The 16,266-nt window shown below is 63.1% G+C and carries 16 protein-coding genes and 1 pseudogene; 7 read left to right on the forward strand and 10 right to left on the reverse strand.

The genetic code is table 11. From position 1 onward, the window contains the following. Positions 1 to 3: 3 nt before the first annotated feature. Positions 4 to 900 carry a LysR substrate-binding domain-containing protein gene (locus ACMUVN_RS29580; protein WP_132574042.1) on the reverse strand — a complete coding sequence of 299 codons (897 nt, stop codon included), beginning with the start codon at positions 898 to 900 and terminating at the stop codon, positions 4 to 6. A gap of 177 nt (positions 901 to 1,077) precedes the next feature. Between ACMUVN_RS29580 and ACMUVN_RS29585 the strand changes: the two genes are divergently transcribed. Then, on the forward strand, positions 1,078 to 1,272 hold the full coding sequence (locus tag ACMUVN_RS29585; protein ID WP_047614189.1) for a hypothetical protein: 195 nt from the start codon (positions 1,078 to 1,080) through the stop codon (positions 1,270 to 1,272). 38 nt (positions 1,273 to 1,310) lie between these two features. Beyond that, positions 1,311 to 1,670 (forward strand): MmcQ/YjbR family DNA-binding protein, encoded by a 360-nt coding sequence (locus tag ACMUVN_RS29590; protein ID WP_047614187.1) that lies wholly within the window; start codon positions 1,311 to 1,313, stop codon positions 1,668 to 1,670. On the opposite strand, the gene ACMUVN_RS29595 is transcribed toward ACMUVN_RS29590, so the two are convergent. Both ACMUVN_RS29595 and ACMUVN_RS29600 read right to left on the reverse strand, forming a co-directional pair. After that, positions 1,655 to 2,275 (reverse strand): glutathione S-transferase family protein, encoded by a 621-nt coding sequence (locus ACMUVN_RS29595; protein WP_047614494.1) that lies wholly within the window; start codon positions 2,273 to 2,275, stop codon positions 1,655 to 1,657. The genes ACMUVN_RS29590 and ACMUVN_RS29595 overlap by 16 nt on opposite strands. 356 nt (positions 2,276 to 2,631) lie before the next feature. Beyond that, complete coding sequence (locus ACMUVN_RS29600; protein WP_047614493.1) at positions 2,632 to 2,988, reverse strand: NUDIX hydrolase; 357 nt, start codon at positions 2,986 to 2,988, stop codon at positions 2,632 to 2,634. A gap of 141 nt (positions 2,989 to 3,129) precedes the next feature. Between ACMUVN_RS29600 and ACMUVN_RS29605 the strand changes: the two genes are divergently transcribed. Then, positions 3,130 to 3,885, forward strand: coding sequence for a DeoR/GlpR family DNA-binding transcription regulator (locus ACMUVN_RS29605; RefSeq protein WP_097630610.1), 756 nt, complete (start codon positions 3,130 to 3,132; stop codon positions 3,883 to 3,885). Here ACMUVN_RS29605 and ACMUVN_RS29610 read toward each other — a convergent pair. Together ACMUVN_RS29610 and ACMUVN_RS29615 are read right to left on the reverse strand one after the other, a co-directional pair. Next, positions 3,860 to 4,603 carry a hypothetical protein gene (locus ACMUVN_RS29610; RefSeq protein ID WP_414815846.1) on the reverse strand — a complete coding sequence of 248 codons (744 nt, stop codon included), beginning with the start codon at positions 4,601 to 4,603 and terminating at the stop codon, positions 3,860 to 3,862. The two genes, ACMUVN_RS29605 and ACMUVN_RS29610, sit on opposite strands and share 26 nt — an antisense overlap. Positions 4,604 to 4,732: 129 nt before the next feature. Continuing rightward, positions 4,733 to 5,740 carry an asparaginase gene (locus tag ACMUVN_RS29615; RefSeq protein ID WP_097623255.1) on the reverse strand — a complete coding sequence of 336 codons (1,008 nt, stop codon included), beginning with the start codon at positions 5,738 to 5,740 and terminating at the stop codon, positions 4,733 to 4,735. Positions 5,741 to 6,388: 648 nt separating this feature from the next. Here ACMUVN_RS29615 and ACMUVN_RS29620 point away from each other — a divergent pair. Beyond that, positions 6,389 to 7,599 (forward strand): annotated as a pseudogene (locus ACMUVN_RS29620) (MFS transporter). Between the two features lie 25 nt (positions 7,600 to 7,624). On the opposite strand, the gene ACMUVN_RS29625 reads toward ACMUVN_RS29620, so the two are convergent. Beyond that, positions 7,625 to 8,248 (reverse strand): helix-turn-helix transcriptional regulator, encoded by a 624-nt coding sequence (locus tag ACMUVN_RS29625; protein ID WP_127430424.1) that lies wholly within the window; start codon positions 8,246 to 8,248, stop codon positions 7,625 to 7,627. Positions 8,249 to 8,351: 103 nt separating this feature from the next. Here ACMUVN_RS29625 and ACMUVN_RS29630 point away from each other — a divergent pair, with 103 nt between their 5' ends. Beyond that, positions 8,352 to 9,779 carry an MFS transporter gene (locus ACMUVN_RS29630; protein WP_414815847.1) on the forward strand — a complete coding sequence of 476 codons (1,428 nt, stop codon included), beginning with the start codon at positions 8,352 to 8,354 and terminating at the stop codon, positions 9,777 to 9,779. Between the two features lie 56 nt (positions 9,780 to 9,835). Here ACMUVN_RS29630 and ACMUVN_RS29635 read toward each other — a convergent pair whose 3' ends face one another. The 4 genes from ACMUVN_RS29635 to ACMUVN_RS29650 form a co-directional block, all read right to left on the reverse strand. Then, on the reverse strand, positions 9,836 to 10,837 hold the full coding sequence (locus ACMUVN_RS29635) for an NAD(P)H-quinone oxidoreductase (RefSeq protein WP_414815848.1): 1,002 nt from the start codon (positions 10,835 to 10,837) through the stop codon (positions 9,836 to 9,838). A 125-nt stretch (positions 10,838 to 10,962) separates the two neighbouring features. After that, complete coding sequence (locus ACMUVN_RS29640; protein ID WP_183844667.1) at positions 10,963 to 12,801, reverse strand: GGDEF domain-containing protein; 1,839 nt, start codon at positions 12,799 to 12,801, stop codon at positions 10,963 to 10,965. Positions 12,802 to 12,958: 157 nt separating this feature from the next. Further along, positions 12,959 to 13,201 (reverse strand): type II toxin-antitoxin system ParD family antitoxin, encoded by a 243-nt coding sequence (locus tag ACMUVN_RS29645; RefSeq protein WP_047614177.1) that lies wholly within the window; start codon positions 13,199 to 13,201, stop codon positions 12,959 to 12,961. Positions 13,202 to 13,370: 169 nt separating this feature from the next. Further along, positions 13,371 to 13,967, reverse strand: a complete 597-nt coding sequence (locus tag ACMUVN_RS29650; RefSeq protein ID WP_063476611.1) for an HdeD family acid-resistance protein — start codon at positions 13,965 to 13,967, stop codon at positions 13,371 to 13,373. A 155-nt stretch (positions 13,968 to 14,122) separates the two neighbouring features. Between ACMUVN_RS29650 and betI the strand changes: the two genes are divergently transcribed. Both betI and betB read left to right on the forward strand, forming a co-directional pair. After that, complete coding sequence (betI, locus tag ACMUVN_RS29655) at positions 14,123 to 14,749, forward strand: transcriptional regulator BetI (protein WP_047614175.1); 627 nt, start codon at positions 14,123 to 14,125, stop codon at positions 14,747 to 14,749. Then, positions 14,746 to 16,209, forward strand: a complete 1,464-nt coding sequence (betB, locus tag ACMUVN_RS29660; protein WP_414815849.1) for a betaine-aldehyde dehydrogenase — start codon at positions 14,746 to 14,748, stop codon at positions 16,207 to 16,209. Before betI ends, betB begins: the two co-directional genes overlap by 4 nt. The last annotated feature ends 57 nt before the right edge of the window (positions 16,210 to 16,266 follow it).

Here is a 16,266-nt window from a genome sequence, read left to right on the forward strand (position 1 = left end):
GGACTACCGGAAGAGAGCCAGTGTGCCGGCCATTTCCTCGCGGATCCAGGCCTTGAAATCCTTGACCTTCTTCGGCTCGCGCACGCCTTCGGCGGTGACGAAATAGTGGCCGAAGCCGGTCGGCGCGCGAATGCCGAAGGGGGCGGCGAGCCGGCCTTCGGCAAGCGCGAAGGCGGCAAGGGTCTGCCAGGCGAGCATGACGCCCTGGCCGGCGATCGCCGCATCAAGGCAGAGCGAGGCATCGTTGAAGACGTGGCGGGTCGAAAGCGTCGCGCCCGATAGCCCGGCCTCGCGCATCCAGACCTCCCAGGTGAACATGGCATGGCCATCGATGATGGCGGGCAGTTCGAGGATATCGGCGGGCTCTTTCAATTTCGCCGCCATCTCGGGCGAACAGACGGGAAAGACCTGCTGCTCAAGGAGCAGTTCGGCCTTCACGTCAGGCCATTTGCCGTTGCCGACGCGGATGCCGATATCGACGTCGCAGAGCGCCGGGCTGACGAGGTTGGTGGTCGCATCCAGCCGCAGCTTGATGTCTGGGTGGCGCTCGGCGAAGCGATCGAGCCGGCAGACCAGCCAGCGGGCGGCGAAAACCGGCGCCACCGATATGGTCAGGATGGTATCGTCCTTGCGGTTTGCGATCGACACCGCCGCCGAAAGCCGGGCGAAACCCTCGTCCAGCGCCAGGAGAACTGGCCGGCCGGCTTCGGTGACAATCATTCCCCGGGCGGTGCGCTCGAAGATCACCTGGCCGAGCTGGGCTTCGGCCTTGATGACCTGCTGGCTGACGGCGCCGACCGAGACGCCGAGTTCCTCGGCGGCGGCCTGGAGCGAGCCAAGACGGCCGACGGTTTCCAGCGCCCGCAGTCCGTTGAGATGGACGGTATTCAGGTTCTTCATATAGTTTTTCTATAACGGCTCCGCTTTAATCTCAATTGAAATTCTGCCTGGAGAGGCCGACATTGCAAGCATAGGCAATCCATTCGAACTCAGTGCGTGAGGCGGACAAGATAGTTCAGCAGGCGGAAGCCACTTTGCGATCATCCTTCTACGCCACCGAAGAAAGCGAGGCCTGCCATGTCATTGCTGAAGTTTTTCTTGAGACCTGCCCTTGCCGTCGGAAGGGCAGACATTGTCCCGGCCTGGAAGGACGATCCGTTGCGGCATCCCGAGGTCGAACGCATGTCGATGCGCGAAATTGCCGATCTGCCGCTCGGGATACAGGCGGGCTTTCCCAAAGAGGCCAAGCCGCCGCTGGCGAAATGCGCGTGAAAACGTGGTAGGTTCGCCCCGGCAGAAAGGGCGGAACCATGGCCGGTGATGTCGATGCGATCTTCGAACGGCTGAAGCGGCTGACGGCGGAAGCCGGGCTGCCTGATGTCGAGGAGAGCACCTCCTATGGCAATCCGGCGCTGAAGGTCGGCGGCAAGAGTTTTGTGGCGGTGAAGAACGCCGAGACGATCGTCATCTCGATTTCGCTCGACGACAAGGACCACCTGCTGGAGATGGCGCCCGACGTCTATTTTCAAACCGATCATTATGTCGGCTGGCCGCATCTGCCGGTGCGCGCCGCCATGATCGGCGACGCGGAATTGCGGTTGCGGCTGATCGGCGCCTGGCTGTTCCGGGTGCCGAAGAAGCTTGCTGCCCGCTATCAGGCCCGATCGTAGGCCAGCGCCCGCTGGACGGCGGGGCGCTGCAGCATGCGGGCGTGATGGTCGCTCGCCTTTTCGAAGCGGGTGGGATCGACGCCGTCGGACGGCAGCCAGTCGGTCATGACGAAAAGATAGGGATCGGCGATCGAATAGGCCTCGCCCATCACCCATGGGCCTTCGAACATCGTCTGCTCGATCAGTGTGAAGCAATCGGCCATGTTTTGCGGCACTTTCGCTTTCATCGCTTCGATGGCGGCCGGCTCGTCGGCCCAGCGGGAGCCGCGCGGGCGATGGGCATGGTTCACATGCACGGTCGAGCAGATATAGCTGTTGAAGGACTGGAGCCTGGCCAATTCGAAGACATCGCCAAGCGGCGCCAGCTTGGCGGCCGGGGCGCTCTGGGCGATATAAGCCAGGATCGCCGGCGTTTCCGTCAGCACGCCGCGATCGGTGACAAGTGCCGGCACACGGCCCTTCGGGTTGATCTTCAAATAGTCCGGCGAACGCTGCTCGCCATCGCGCAGGCTGATCTTCTTTACGTCGAAGGCCAGGCCGGATTCTTCCAGGGCAATAAGGCTTGCGAGCGCACAGGTTCCCGGCGCGTAATACAGTGTCAGCATGTTCGACTCCCTTTCGGCGAGGGTTATAGCGTAGCGGTGGGTGCGCCGGAACTGGGGGATTGGGTTTTGATCCTCCATCGGGACAAGGGTGGGTGCGAGTGTGAGGGCATGATCGGTGTGCCGTGCCGCGCCCCTCATCCGGCTGCCGCCACCTTCTCCCCGCGGGCGGGGCGAAGGGGGATAGCCGCAACCTCGCGGTTCCTCACTCACCTCTCGCAGGGCACGTCCCCTCGCCCCGTTTTTACGGGGGTCCGAAGGATGGGGCGAGACGAGTGGCTCGACCCCGGTAAGGTTAGGGTGAGGGGCAGATTTTGCACGTCAACTCGCCTTGTCAGCTAACGCAGCCAGGCCCACCCTCACCCGCAGCCCGGCACATCCTCCAGCCGGTGCCAGACGGGGATGCCGCGCTCCCTGGCGATGCGCACGTCGTTGTCAGCCCCCTTGGAATCGCCGGGCAGGCGCAGCACGCCCTCGCAGAGCTGCAGCAGCCGGCCGGCGACCGGGTGGAAGATTTCTTCGTAGAGCGCGTCGCCGACCGATCGGCCGCCGGCAGCGTGCCAGATCGGCAGGGCCACCCATTCGCCGATCATCGGCACGTGGCCGGCTGCAAACAGTGCGTGCGAGGGTTCTTCCAGCCGCTTCAGGTTGGCGGCCATCTTCTCCGGGTCGTCGCCCGTTCCGGACCGGTAAGGCCCGGCAATCAAAATCAACATGATCCACTCCATTCGCCCCGCTTCTGCGGGAGCACTCCCGGCCTCATGCACGGGATGTCGTGAAAATGCACGATATTTCTTGAATGTCGAGTCACTTCGTGCAATATCGGGTGATTATGTTTAACTTCGTGCAGAGAGCCGATGCTGACGACGCAACGCAAGACCCTCATTCTCGATATCCTGCGCCGTGACGGACAGGTGATCGCCAAGCGTGTCGCCGAGGATTTCGCGCTTTCGGAGGACACGATCCGCCGCGATCTCCGGGAAATGGCGGCGGAGGGGCTGTTGAAACGGGTGCACGGCGGGGCGATGCCGCTGGCGCCCGACCTGCCTGATTTCACCGCCCGGCGCAGCGTCTCGTCGCAGATCAAGGCGCGGCTGGGGGCCGCGGCGGCAGCGATGGTCAGGCCGGGACAGATGATCTTCCTCGACGGCGGCACGACGACGGCGGAGATCGCCAGGCACTTGCCGCGCGACATGCCGCTGACGGTGGCGACCCACAGCCCGACCATCGCCGCCGAACTGGAGCACCACGCCACAGCCGAGGTGATCCTCACCGGCGGACGGCTCTACAAACATTCGATGGTGGCGACCGGCGCGGCGGCGATGGCGGCAATCTCGCAGCTGCGCCCCGATCTGTTCTTCCTCGGCGTCACCGCCGCCCATCCCGTGCACGGGCTTTCCACCGGCGATTTCGAGGAAGCGGCGATCAAGCGGCATATCGCCCACTGCGCGGCCGAAACCCATGTGCTGCTGACCGAGGAGAAGTTCGACCTCGTCTCGCCCTGCCCGGTGCTCGGCATTTCCGAGGTGGCAGGGCTGATCGTGCCGATGGAGATGACGGCAGAGCGGCTGAAACCCTATCGCGATCTCAACGGCGCGATCGCCGCAGCATGATGGCCCTGCGCGAGGGTTGTTGCCGCGCCGTGGCGTGCGGCAGCAGGCTGGCGGCAAGAGCCGCGATGAAGGCCGCCAGCACGGCATAGGCCGGCGTCATACTGCCGGTTCCAAGGGTGAGCACCATCTGCAGATATGGCTGCGCCAGCGCGATGACGACGGCAAGCGCCGGCATGTCGAGCAGTGTCCCGGCGATCCGCGACAGCTCCGACATGAAGGCTGCGCCAGCAAGCGCGCCGTAGACCGCCGTCAGGCGGATTGTGCGGCGCAACGGCACCGAGGCGGCAAGCGGCAGCGTGTCACCATCCTCGAGCACAAGCGTGAGATAGGCGACGAAAGCCGCCAGGAACAGGAAGGCGACGGGCAGTGCGGCGAGGGTGGCGGGTTGCGTCAGAGCCGCCGCATCCGCGGCCAGGAAGAGAAGGATCGGCGTGGAGGCGACGAACCAGACGGTGACAACAGGCCCCCAGAACCAGAGGAGCGAGAGCCTGTGAAGACGCAGCAGCGTGGCGACGAAGAGAATGCCGATCGCGGTCCAGATGCAGGCGGGTTTGAGCAAGCCCGATATCAGCCGGAGGGTCGGCTGGCAGGCGCCGGCCATTTCTCCGCAGCCGGACAGCTGGATGGTGAGCCAGGTGATATAATCGAGGCTCAGCGCGGCGAATAGGAAGATGCCGATCCCCATCAGCATCCACCAGAGATAGCGGCCTGCAAACATGCCCTGCCCTCATGGCTTCCAGGACTGTGCTCACGCCGCCGCGAAGGGGTGCATCCGCGATCGCGGGACGTACCCTTTTATATTAGGTAATTCTTATCTTTCTAATAACTTATATATGCAGAGCCACGCTCATCCGGCGAAGGCGGAGGTGACCCTGACATCGCCGACATGGATGCCGTTCCAATTGCGCATCGGCAATGCGGCATGGGCCATCAGGCCCGCATGCACCTCGCCCTCCGTCTCGAAGAAACGGGCAAGCGTCGCCGCCACCATGGCTTCGGCAGCACGGGTCGTGCCGTCCTCGCATTTGAGCGCGATGGCGATGCCCTTTTCCGGGATCGCCGCACAGAAGACACCCTCGGCGCCGGTTTTGACGAAGATGCGGCCGGGGGCGATCTGCATCAATTCCGTGCAGGCGCGGCCGGAACCGGCGACATAGAAGGGCTCGGCCATGCAGGCTTCGATCAGCCGGCGGGACGCCTTGGCGCGTAGAGGTTCCAGGCCGGTGCCGGTCGCCATTTTGGCAAAACCGTGGGCGAGACTGCGAAGCGGCACGGCATAGGTCGGAATGGAGCAGCCATCGGTGCCGCAGCTCTCCGCTCCGAGCACGGCGCCGGTCAGGCTTTCCATCGCCGCGCGGATTTCGACCTGTAGCGGGTGCTGGTAGCCGACATAGCCCTTCGGATCGATATCCTGATGGCAGCAGGCGCAGATAAAGCCCGCATGTTTTCCCGAGCAATTGTTGTGCAGCGCGGTCGGCGCATCGAGCGTGCGGGCCTGATGGATCAGGACCTTCTGACTCATCGACCAATGGGCGCCGCATTCCAGCGCCTCGGCATCGCGACCGGCTCGCGACAGCATCGAAGCGGCCAGCGCCACATGCGCGTCCTCGCCATTATGCGAGGCGCAGGCCAGCGCCAATTCCTTGTCGCCGAAGCCATAGGCATCGGCAGCACCACTCTCGACCAGCGGCAGCGCCTGCATCGCCTTGCAGGACGAGCGCGGGAAGATGGCGGCCTCGATATCGCCCAGCGAAAGGACAAGCTTGCCGTCTCCATCAACGACCGCCACCGCGCCGCGATGGCGGCTTTCAACGAGCAGGCCGCGGGTGACTTCGACGGTGACGGGATTGGACATAGGCTCTCATCCGGATGCTGGCTGGGTTGCGCAGTCCATAACGCGTCACGCGGCGAAAGCCAACGGGGTTGACGTTTTGCCAGGTTTAGGTGGCTAGGCGGATGCCTGCTGATAGTGCCGGCTCTATATGTGGCTGGACGTCACCGCGGCAGCGGAAGTGCGCCCTCCCGCCGGCCGCGCTCCCCAACCTCCATTATCCCTTGAGTTTAGACGCCTCGAGACGATATGCCTTGCAATCCAGTTTTCACAATCCGAGGAATTGTTTTTGCAATCGGGCATATCTATCACCGAGTCCACATTGCTGGCACTTTTCACGATTGTCTCTCTGAGCTTGGCGTGTTGGCTGGCGCGCCGGCCCGCAAAGACGAGCGTTGGAATCACCCTTGGAGTCCTTCTAGGGCTGGCATTGATAATCATCACATCAACTCTGGTCGGATTTTTGGGAAATGTTCTTCCATTCGGGCAAATCGACTTCTGGCTCTCCAATCTGCTCGCGAAATTCTAAAATAGGCGTTCAGCCCTGTTGCGGGCTTGGACGGCGATCACATCGTGCGGACATCCATCACAAAAGTTGACGGAGAGGATCGAAAACTATCGTTTCTCTGATAGGTCCGATGCAGCTAAGAGTGGTGCATCAGGAACCGCGCCATGCCCTCTACTTTTTCCTTGATCCTTCGTGACAACAGGATCCGCATCCCGACGGTGACGCTCGTCGCGCTCGCCTTCACCTATGCCTCGACCGTGCCCTACCAGTCGATCATCGGGATCAATGAACTGGGCTTGAGCAACGGCGCCTATTCGGCGCTGGTGTTCTTCTCGGCGATCGTCAACGTCACGACGAGCCTGACGCTCGGCATCTGGTCGGACAGGCTGAAAGAGCGGCGGCCGCTGGTGCTGGGGCTTTCCGTCGCCGGCATGCTCGGCTTCGGGTCGATCGCGATCATCCACAGTCCCGCAGTCTTCATCTTCTCCACGCTGTTGCTGGTGCCGATGAGCAACTCCACCTATTCACTGCTGTTTGCCAGCCTGCGCGCCAGGACCAACCAGATGGAGCGCGGCCAGGGTGCGGCGATCACCGCGACGGTGCGGGCACTCTATTCCGGCTCATGGGCGCTGGCGCCGGGATCATCGGCCTTGCTCTCGTCAGTTCGCCGTCGATGACGCCGGCCTATGGGATCGCGGCGCTGGCAAGCTGCACCTGCTTCTGCCTGTATTTCTTCTTCGCGCCCGGAAATGGTGCCGCCGGCCCTGCCCCCGATCATGTCGGCTTCCTTGCGTCGCTGAAGCGGATCTTTGAGCCTTATGTGCTGTCGCGGGTCATCGTCATGTCGATGCTGTTCGGGCTGCAGCGGCTGAACGGCATGCTCTCGCCGCTGATCATCACCCATGCGGCCGGCGGCACCGTGGTCGATGTCGGCTTCATGGCCGGGCTGACGGCCTTTCTCGAAATGCCGTTCATGGTGATGTGGGGCTTGGCGCAGCGCCGCTTCCGGACCGTGCACGTGCTCGCCTTCGGCGCGCTGATCTACTGCGTCTATCTCTCGCTGCTCGGCTTTGCGTCCGCGCGCTGGCACATCTATGCGCTGCTGCTGGTCAATGCCTGCGGGGTGGCAGCGATCCTCAGCGTGCCGATCACCTATCTGCAGGACCTGATCGCCGATCGGCCGGGGCTCGGAAGCTCGCTGATCTCGCTGAACACCTTCATCGGGGTTGGCATCAGCGCCGGCCTCTTCGCCTTCGGCACCGCGATCACCGATTATTCCGGCACCGCTTTCGTCGGTGCGGTCGCGGGTCTGGCGTCGATCGGCGCCCTGCTCTATCTCGAAAGCAGCAAGCGTCAGGCGCGGCAGCCGGCATGAAGTGCGACGTTCCGAACAATCCGCCTCAACGCGGCGTGATGCGATAGGCGCAGCGGCGGGCGCCGAGGAGGATGTGTTCGCTGCGCTCGACATCGGCGCCAAGGACGGTGCGGAAGGTTTCGAGTTCGGAGCGGCAGAAGCCGGCGCAGGCGGTGGCGGCGGCGCAGATCGGGCAATGGTTTTCGACCAGTATATAGGCGCCGTCCGCCTCCTGCCAATGATCGGCCATATAGCCTTCGCGGGTGCGGATGCCGGCAAGCCCCTCGACGCGGGCAGCAAGGTCGCCGGCAGTCTCCAGCTCTTTCCGATAGCGCTGCAGCGTCTCGGCCTCGCGGGCGGAGATGACGGTATCGAGGGCTGCGGGTCCGAGCTGTTCGACCAGCGTGCCGAGCAGGTTTGCCGTCAATTCGGCGTGACCATCGGGAAACTGGCGATTGGCGCTCGCTGTGAGCTGCCAGAGCTGGCGCGGCCGGCCCCTGCCGGTGGCGGCTGTTGTGACCGGTTCCACCAGCCCCTCCTCCGCCATCTTCGAAAGCTGCTGGCGAGCGGCCTCGCCTGAGATGCCGAGCGCATCGCCGATCGCCGCGGCGAGCTGCGGGCCGTCGGTCTTGATCAGGATCAGAATGCGGTTGGCAGGGGACTGGCGCATATTTTTCCAAGTCAAGTCTTGTTTAATTTGAGACGGCATGCAATTTTCCAATTTATAACTTGGAAAATAATCCTTGGCCAGTCAAAATCTCGGGGATTCTCCCATGTCGAATATCGACCAGACCGCAGCTCTCTCGAATCCTAGCTCCGTCTTTCGCCTGTTCCTGCCCGAGCACCTGCCGGCAACGCTGATGCTGGCCGGCGGCGTGATGCTTTACGCCATCGAGAGTTACATCATGGCGACGATCGCGCCTTCGATCGTGCGCGATATCGGCGGGCTGGCGCTGTTTTCCTGGGTCACCAGCCTGTTCGTAGCGGCTGCCGTGCTTGGCTCGATCTTCGTCGCCATGCGGCCGCGAGGGATCGGGCTTCGCACCGTCTATGTGATCGCAGCACTGGTCTTCGGCGTCGGCAGCCTGATTGCCGCAGCCGCCCCCTCGATGCCGGTGGTGCTGATCGGACGCGCCGTCCAGGGTCTGGGAACCGGGGCACTGGCCGCGCTCGGCTATGCCTTCATCCGCTTCGTCTATCCCGAGCCGCTCTGGCCGAAGGCCTCGACGCTCTATGCGGCGATCTGGGGTGTGGCGACCGTCATCGGGCCGACGCTCGGCGGTTTCTTTTCGTCCGGCAGCCACTGGCGCTACGCCTTCATCGTCCTCGTGCCGCTCGGCCTGCTGATGGCGGCGCTGGCGCCGCGGCTGTTGCCCGAAGTCGAGGACGATCGCGAGCAGGCGAAAACGCCGGTTGCGCAGATCGGGCTGCTGCTGGCGGCCGTGCTGATGGTCAGCGCGGCCGGCGCGATCGAGACGACGGGCGCGAGAGGAGCGCTGATTGCCGCCGCGGTCGCCGCCGTCGCCGGCATGTTTCTCATCGAGAGGCGAAGCGCGAACCGGTTGCTGCCCTCCGGCGCCGTCAGCCTGTCCCGGCCGATTGCACGGGTCTATCTGACGATGTTCGCCCTGACCGTCGTGCTGGTCAGCGACGTCTTCATTCCCTATTTCCTGCAGACGCTGCATGGGGTGACGCCACTCCTATCGGGTTATCTGGTGGCGCTGGTCGCCCTCGGCTGGACATTCGCGGCCTTCCTCAGCGGCTCGCTGACCGGCCGCCGAGCCTATGCGGCGATCGTCATCGGCGCTCTCATCGAGGCGGCGGCGACCGCGTTGCTCGCCGTCTTCCTCGGCAGCGACAATCCGGAAGGGCATCTGCTCCTCATCGTGCCGGCGGCAATCGGCATGTTCATGATGGGCTTCGGCATCGGTCTCGGCTGGGCGCATCTCGTCGCCATGGTCCTGAGGCTCGTTGCCGACAATGAGCAGGACAAGGCCTCTTCGGCGATCCCGACGATGAGTTCGCTCGGCGGGGCTTTCGGCGCGGCCTTCTCAGGGGTCATTGCCAATGGCGCCGGCCTCGTCGATCCGGGCGGTATTGCCGGCAGCATCTCGGCGGCCCGCTGGCTCTATCTGCTGATGGCGCTGCCCGGCATCGTCGCGATTGCGGCGGCGATGACGCTGAGAGACCGCCGGAATTGAAAGAGGCGCCTCGGGTTCGGGGCGCCTTTTCACAATTGAACGCTGCGCCTTGTCCACTAACCTCGGACGGTGAGCACGATCTTGCCGATATGGTTGCCGTCCTCCATCAGGCGGTGCGCCTCAACGACCTCTTCGAAGGCGAAGACCTTGTGGATGACCGGGGCGACGGTGCCGGCTTCGAGCAGCGGCCAGACCTCCGAGAGCAGATCGTCGCGGATGGCGCGTTTTTCCTCCGCCGTGCGCGGGCGCATGGTGGAACCGGTGACCGTCAGGCGCTTGACCATGATCGGCGAGAGATTGACCTTTTCGGCGATCGCGCCGCCGAGGAAGGCGATGATCGACAGGCAGCCGTCCCTGGCGAGCGAGGCGAGGTTGCGCTCGAAATAGGCTGCACCGATCATGTCGAGGATGATGTCGACGCCCTCACCGGTCTCGGCCTTGATAACCGCGGCGAAATCCTCGGTCCGGTAGTTGATCGCGCGCTTGGCGCCCAGCCTTTCGCAGGCCTCGCATTTCTCCTTCGAACCTGCCGTCGCGTAGACTTCGGCGCCGAAGGCGCGGGCAAGCTGGATCGCCGTGGTGCCGATGCCGCTCGTGCCGCCATGGATCAGCACGCTCTCGCCTTCCGTCAGCCCGGCCATCTGGAAGAGATTGGCCCAGACGGTGAAGAAGGTCTCGGGAAGAGCCGCCGCCTTGACCGCGTCATAGCCTTTGGGAAAGGGCAGGATCTGGCCTGCCGGCAGCAGGCAATATTCGGCGTAGGCGCCGCCATTGGCAAGGCCGCAGACCTTGTCGCCCACGGCGTAGCCGGTGATGCCTGGGCCGATCGCGACGATTTCGCCGGCAAGTTCCAGGCCGAGGATCGGGCTCGCACCCTTGGGCGGGGGATAGCTGCCCTGGCGCTGGGCGATATCCGGACGGTTTACGCCGATGGCCTCGGCGCGCACGAGAATCTCACCTTCACCAGGCACCGGCAGCGGGCGTTTGCCGATCACCATCACCTCCGGCCCGCCGAAGGACGGCAGATCGACGAAGTGCATTTCCTGAGGCAGTGACATGTCGCGGCCCTCCTGATCCCGAATGTTCGGAATAGATCAGCCCCGGAGGCTTGGGAAGGCTGGAAGTGGCAAGGGCGTCAATTCGCCTCGGCCACTGCATCAGTGCTACAGCGTCCTTTGCGCGTCTAGAAAGACGCGCGGCGCTGTAGGAGGTGGAAGACGAGCCCTTCCTCGCTTTCCTTGGCGGCCGACTTGATGATGGCGATCTCGGCGCTGACGCGGTTGATATCGTCGATGACGAGGCCTTCCGGCAGTTCGATAACGCCGATCGAGCAGCGCATCAGCGGAAACAGGGCTTCGGCGCCGGTGCGGTCGTGACCGAGGATGCGGCCGGCGGCCCGGTCCTCGTCGGAATAGAGATCGCGCACATCGTCGTGGAAATCGCTGATCAGCCGGTCGAGGATCTCCTTCAACTCCTCCTCGGTCCAGCCGACGACGCCGATGAAGAAATCGTCGCCGCCGACATGGCCGAGGAAATGGCGCTCGGCGAAGAAATAGCGGCGCATCAGCGCGGCAAACAGCGAGATCGCGTGGTCGCCGAGATGGAAGCCGTAGGCATCGTTGAACGGCTTGAAATTGTCGAAGTCGCAATAGCAGAAGTGGCGGACCTCATCGCCGTCGCGGCCGGACTGGCGCATGAAATCGCGGATGGCGCGATTGCCCGGCAGGCCGGTCAGCGGGTTCTGGTCCTGGGCGGTCTTCAACTGCTTCTCGTTGATGACCTTGATCAGCGAGGCAGCGGAGACGACGCCGGCATAACGCATATTGTCGGTCAGGATCAGGCAGTTGCTGCCCTCCATATTGGCGAAGATCGCCATCAGCTGCTCGGCATCGCTGTCGAGGCCGACGATCGGCGCCATCTCGACGAAATGCGAGATGGAGCGCTCATACATCTTGTTCTTCAGGAGATCGCGGCCGAAGGGCTGGTAGATATATTCCTTGAGGTGATGCTCGTGGATGATGCCGCGCGGCTCGTCATTGGCATTCAGAACCGGAAAGAAGGCCTGGCGCGGATTGCGGCGGAAGAGTTCGAAGACGCTGTCAATGCTGTCGTTCTCATAAACCGTCGGCAACAGTTCGATCTGCTTGCGGATGAGGATTTCGTCGAGCGATTGGCTGCCCCGCTTGCTCTTGCCGAGCTCCTGCAGATGCGGGAATGACGGCGTCAGCTCCGATATATGCGTCGTCGGGCGGGAGATGAACCAGCCCTGGACGAGGTCGACGCCGTATTCGCGGCAGGCGATGAATTCGGCCTCGGTCTCGATGCCTTCGGCGATGACACGGGTACCGAGCACATGGGCGATGTTGACGATGCTCTTCAACAGATGGCGCTTGCGCGGGCTGCGGTCGATCTCGGCGACGAAATGTCGATCGATCTTCAGGTAATCGACGGCATAATCGCAGAGCAGCTTCATCTCGCCGTGACCGACGCCGAAATCGTCGATCGCCAGCTTGAAACCGGCCTTGCGCAGCCTGGACACCAGGGCGGAAAATTCCGGCACGCTGGTATTGTCGAAACGTTCGGAGAATTCGAAGCAGACTGAGGATGGCGGAATATTGGCCTTGCGCAGATGCTGCAGCAGGTTCTCGACCAGGCGTTCGCCATGCGGGATCAGCCGGACGTCGAGATTAAGGAACAGCGTGGAGGTCGCAAAATTCGACAGCGTGGCGAATTTGGCGAGCGCCCGGCTGGCGAGCATCTGTTCGAGCTGCAGCAGCTGGCCGAGCTGATGGGCCTCGTCGAGGAGTTCGACCGGCGTGTCGTAGCCGATGCGTTCCTGGCCGCGCATCAGGGATTCATAACCGAAGACCGTGCCGGTGCCGGCCTCGACGATCGGCTGGAAGGCGTTCTCGACCACGAGCTTGGCAAGCGTGATGATTTGATCGCTGGCGTAGCGGCGCAGAACACCCGGCTCGACGGTAGCAACCAAAGACATGTCGGTCTTCACGTGGCCGGTATTCATTGTGGCGGATCTCCACTGTGACTTGTTCTTTTCGTCCGGAACATGCCGCAGAAGGATCAACGAACTCTTTCGCCAGTATGAAGGTTTTATGAAACGCGCAGAGACTCGCCGCGCGTTCCGCGTTTATTCAATTTTTCAAATGCAATCAAATGCTTGCTCAGGCGGAACGACGGCGCTCCGCCTCGTGATCGGCGAACATGTCGGCGACGCATCTGCCGCCGGATGGAGCGCCCTCATCGTCGAGGACATCGTCCCGGAATTCGTTGAGCTTGCGGGCGGTATCCCACAGGCGCAGCGCTTCGCGGACGACCTCGCTGCTCGAGGCATAGCCGCCATTGTCGACGGCGGCGCGGATACCCGCTGCCTGTTGCGGAGAGATGGATACGGTGACCATCGGCATGAACTTCCTCCCTTTTCTGATCAGGCAGAACCCTGCCTCTGGGGGACGCATGACCATTTTCAGCATTCTCGGCGATACCAGCCGGTGCCTTGGTGCATTCGCACGTAGCCGGTCCTCTGTCTTTGGACCGGCATTAACCCTTAAAGTCTAATCCCCTGTCATCCCCTTGTCAAAAAGAACGGTCGGAAAGCGACGCCGGAGCATCACTTTCCACAGCCCCACTGCGGATGCCGATGCCGAAGGCAATCATCGTCCAACCCTGGATAATGAGGTCGGCGGCCAGGAACAGGCCGAGAATCCAGAGACTGTTCACCGGCCAGCCAAGCGCAATGACGAAACCGGCAAGGGCGGTGATGACGCCGCTTGCGACGATCCAGCGCCAGCCCTTGGTGGGCTTCATGCGCATGCCGACCCAGGTGCGGAAGACCCCGGCGATGACGAGGGTTAAAGAGAGAAACAGCGTCAGCGCCACCGAGGTGAGGATCGGATTGATGAAGGCGCAGATGCCGGCAAGCAGGTAGAGCAGGCCGCTCAGCACCCAGAACAGCGCGTGATCCCAGCCGCGCACCTGGAAGGCATGGACGAGATAGATCACGCCGCCGAACAGCATGAGCATGCCGACATAGTAGACCGAGACGACGGTGGCGAGCATCAGATTGCCGAGCGCGATCAGACCGCAGACGAGCAACACCACGCCGAGGCCGACGAACCAGATCCATTTCGACTGCAGTGAAGATGTCGGTGTTCCCTCAAAGACATCGGCCATGATGCACCTCCTGAGATTTGGAATATGTTGCAGCAATTTTTCACGGAAAGATCTGCGCCAGATCAAATCGAGAAAGATTTTTATTGATTGATCAGTCAATCAAAAATAACCTGCTTCAAATTTTTACAGGAGCTGGCAGCTTGCCAAAGGTCGGAATGGAGCCGGTGCGCCGCAAAGCGCTTGTCGATGCGGCGCTGCGGGTGATCGGCGATCACGGCTCGCTTGCCGTCACCATGTCCGACATTGCCCGGCAGGCCGGCGTGTCGCCAGCCCTGGCGCATCATTATTTCGGCAGCAAGGAGCAATTGCTGATCGAGACGATCCGCTCGCTTCTCCGACAGCTGCGCAGCGATACGGTGGCAGCACTCAAGGCGGTCAGAACGCCGCGGGCGCGGCTTTCGGCCGTCATCCGCGTCAGCTTCCACGCCGACCAGTTCGCGCCGGAGACGATTGCCGCCTGGCTCGCCTTCTACGCCGAGGCGCAGCGCTCGGAAGAGACCCGCCGTTTCCTGGTGATCTATGCCCGGCGGCTGCGTTCCAATCTCTTGGCCGATCTGAAAGCACTCCTGCCGGCTGACGCCGCAGAACGCATCGCCGAAGGCGCTGCGGCGATGATCGACGGGCTCTATATCAGGCAAAGTCTGAAATCAGCGCCGATCGGCATCGAAGCCTCGATCGCGCTGACCGAGGATTACCTGAATGCGCTCCTGGCCACCGCCTCCCCTTCCTCCCGAGGGGAGAAGGGACGACCCCATCGAACCACCCAAGGACAAATGACATGAAAGCCCAGCCGAAAGCCTCGCACTTCATCGACGGCGAATATGTCGAGGATACCGACGGCACCGTCATCGAGAGCCTCTATCCCGCGACCGGCGAAGTGATCGCCCGGCTGCATGCCGCAACGCCTGCGATCGTCGAGCGGGCGATCGCGGCGGCCAAACGCGCCCAACCGGAGTGGGCGGCGATGAGCCCGATGGCGCGCGGGCGCATCCTGAAGCGGGCGGCCGACATCATGCGCGAGAGAAACCAGGCGCTCTCCGAACTGGAAACGCTCGATACCGGCAAGCCGATCCAGGAGACAATAGTCGCCGACCCGACCTCGGGTGCCGATGCCTTCGAATTCTTCGGCGGTATTGCGCCGGCCGGTCTCAACGGTTCGCAGATCCCGCTCGGCCAGGACTTTGCCTATACCAAGCGGGTGCCGCTCGGCGTCTGCGTCGGCATCGGCGCCTGGAACTATCCGCAGCAGATCGCCTGCTGGAAGGCTGCGCCGGCGCTTGTCTGCGGCAATGCCATGGTGTTCAAACCGTCCGAGAATACGCCGCTCGGCGCATTGAAGATCGCCGAGATCCTTTATGAGGCAGGACTGCCGAAGGGGCTCTTCAATGTGATCCAGGGCGACCGCGACACCGGGCCGCTGCTCGTCAACCATCCCGACGTCGCCAAGGTATCGCTGACCGGATCGGTGCCGACGGGCCGCAGGGTCGCGGCGGCGGCGGCCGGCAACCTCAAGCATGTGACGATGGAACTCGGCGGCAAGTCGCCGCTCATCGTCTTCGACGATGCCGATCTCGATTCGGCGGTCGGGGGCGCGATGCTCGGCAATTTCTATTCGACCGGCCAGGTCTGCTCGAACGGCACGCGCGTCTTCGTACAGAAGACGATCAAAGCCGAGTTCCTGAAGCGGCTGAAGGCCCGCACCGAGGCGATGCTGATCGGCGATCCGATGGACGAGGCGACGCAGATCGGCCCGATGGTCTCCTGGGCACAGCGCGAGAAGGTGATCTCCTACATCGAGAAGGGCAAGGCCGAGGGCGCAACGCTGATTGCCGGCGGCGGCATTCCGAACAACGTCTCCGGTGAAGGCTATTACGTGCAGCCGACGGTCTTTGCCGATGTCACCGACGACATGAGCATCGCCCGCGAAGAGATCTTCGGGCCTGTCATGTCAGTGCTCGATTTCGACGCCGAAGACGAGGTGATCGCGCGCGCCAATGCCAGCGAATTCGGCCTTTCCGGCGGCGTCTTCACCGCCGACCTCACCCGCGCCCACCGCGTCGTCGACCGGCTGGAGGCGGGCACGCTCTGGATCAACACCTATAATCTCTGCCCGGTCGAAATCCCCTTCGGCGGCTCGAAACAATCCGGCTTCGGCCGCGAGAATTCGCTGGCCGCGCTGGAGCATTATTCCGAGCTGAAGACGGTCTATGTCGGCATGGGACCGGTGGCGGCGCCTTATTGAAGGAGTGAAGACCCCTCCCCACAAGAGGGAGGGGCCAATCCGGGGCACCGGTTCTGC

It is taken from the genome of Rhizobium sp. IY2, from assembly GCF_047532935.1.
In the GTDB taxonomy this organism is placed as follows: Bacteria; Pseudomonadota; Alphaproteobacteria; order Rhizobiales; family Rhizobiaceae; genus Rhizobium; species Rhizobium anhuiense.

What these genes read in the sequence shown, in the direction of transcription:
- ACMUVN_RS29580 (WP_132574042.1), bottom strand. Translation starts at nt 900, where the DNA reads ATGAAGAACCTGAATACCGTCCATCTCAACGGACTGCGGGCGCTGGAA.
- ACMUVN_RS29585 (WP_047614189.1), top strand. Translation starts at nt 1,078, where the DNA reads ATGTCATTGCTGAAGTTTTTCTTGAGACCTGCCCTTGCCGTCGGAAGG.
- ACMUVN_RS29590 (WP_047614187.1), top strand. Translation starts at nt 1,311, where the DNA reads ATGGCCGGTGATGTCGATGCGATCTTCGAACGGCTGAAGCGGCTGACG.
- ACMUVN_RS29595 (WP_047614494.1), bottom strand. Translation starts at nt 2,275, where the DNA reads ATGCTGACACTGTATTACGCGCCGGGAACCTGTGCGCTCGCAAGCCTT.
- ACMUVN_RS29600 (WP_047614493.1), bottom strand. Translation starts at nt 2,988, where the DNA reads ATGTTGATTTTGATTGCCGGGCCTTACCGGTCCGGAACGGGCGACGAC.
- ACMUVN_RS29605 (WP_097630610.1), top strand. Translation starts at nt 3,130, where the DNA reads ATGCTGACGACGCAACGCAAGACCCTCATTCTCGATATCCTGCGCCGT.
- ACMUVN_RS29610 (WP_414815846.1), bottom strand. Translation starts at nt 4,603, where the DNA reads ATGTTTGCAGGCCGCTATCTCTGGTGGATGCTGATGGGGATCGGCATC.
- ACMUVN_RS29615 (WP_097623255.1), bottom strand. Translation starts at nt 5,740, where the DNA reads ATGTCCAATCCCGTCACCGTCGAAGTCACCCGCGGCCTGCTCGTTGAA.
- ACMUVN_RS29625 (WP_127430424.1), bottom strand. Translation starts at nt 8,248, where the DNA reads ATGCGCCAGTCCCCTGCCAACCGCATTCTGATCCTGATCAAGACCGAC.
- ACMUVN_RS29630 (WP_414815847.1), top strand. Translation starts at nt 8,352, where the DNA reads ATGTCGAATATCGACCAGACCGCAGCTCTCTCGAATCCTAGCTCCGTC.
- ACMUVN_RS29635 (WP_414815848.1), bottom strand. Translation starts at nt 10,837, where the DNA reads ATGTCACTGCCTCAGGAAATGCACTTCGTCGATCTGCCGTCCTTCGGC.
- ACMUVN_RS29640 (WP_183844667.1), bottom strand. Translation starts at nt 12,801, where the DNA reads ATGAATACCGGCCACGTGAAGACCGACATGTCTTTGGTTGCTACCGTC.
- ACMUVN_RS29645 (WP_047614177.1), bottom strand. Translation starts at nt 13,201, where the DNA reads ATGCCGATGGTCACCGTATCCATCTCTCCGCAACAGGCAGCGGGTATC.
- ACMUVN_RS29650 (WP_063476611.1), bottom strand. Translation starts at nt 13,967, where the DNA reads ATGGCCGATGTCTTTGAGGGAACACCGACATCTTCACTGCAGTCGAAA.
- betI (WP_047614175.1), top strand. Translation starts at nt 14,123, where the DNA reads ATGGAGCCGGTGCGCCGCAAAGCGCTTGTCGATGCGGCGCTGCGGGTG.
- betB (WP_414815849.1), top strand. Translation starts at nt 14,746, where the DNA reads ATGAAAGCCCAGCCGAAAGCCTCGCACTTCATCGACGGCGAATATGTC.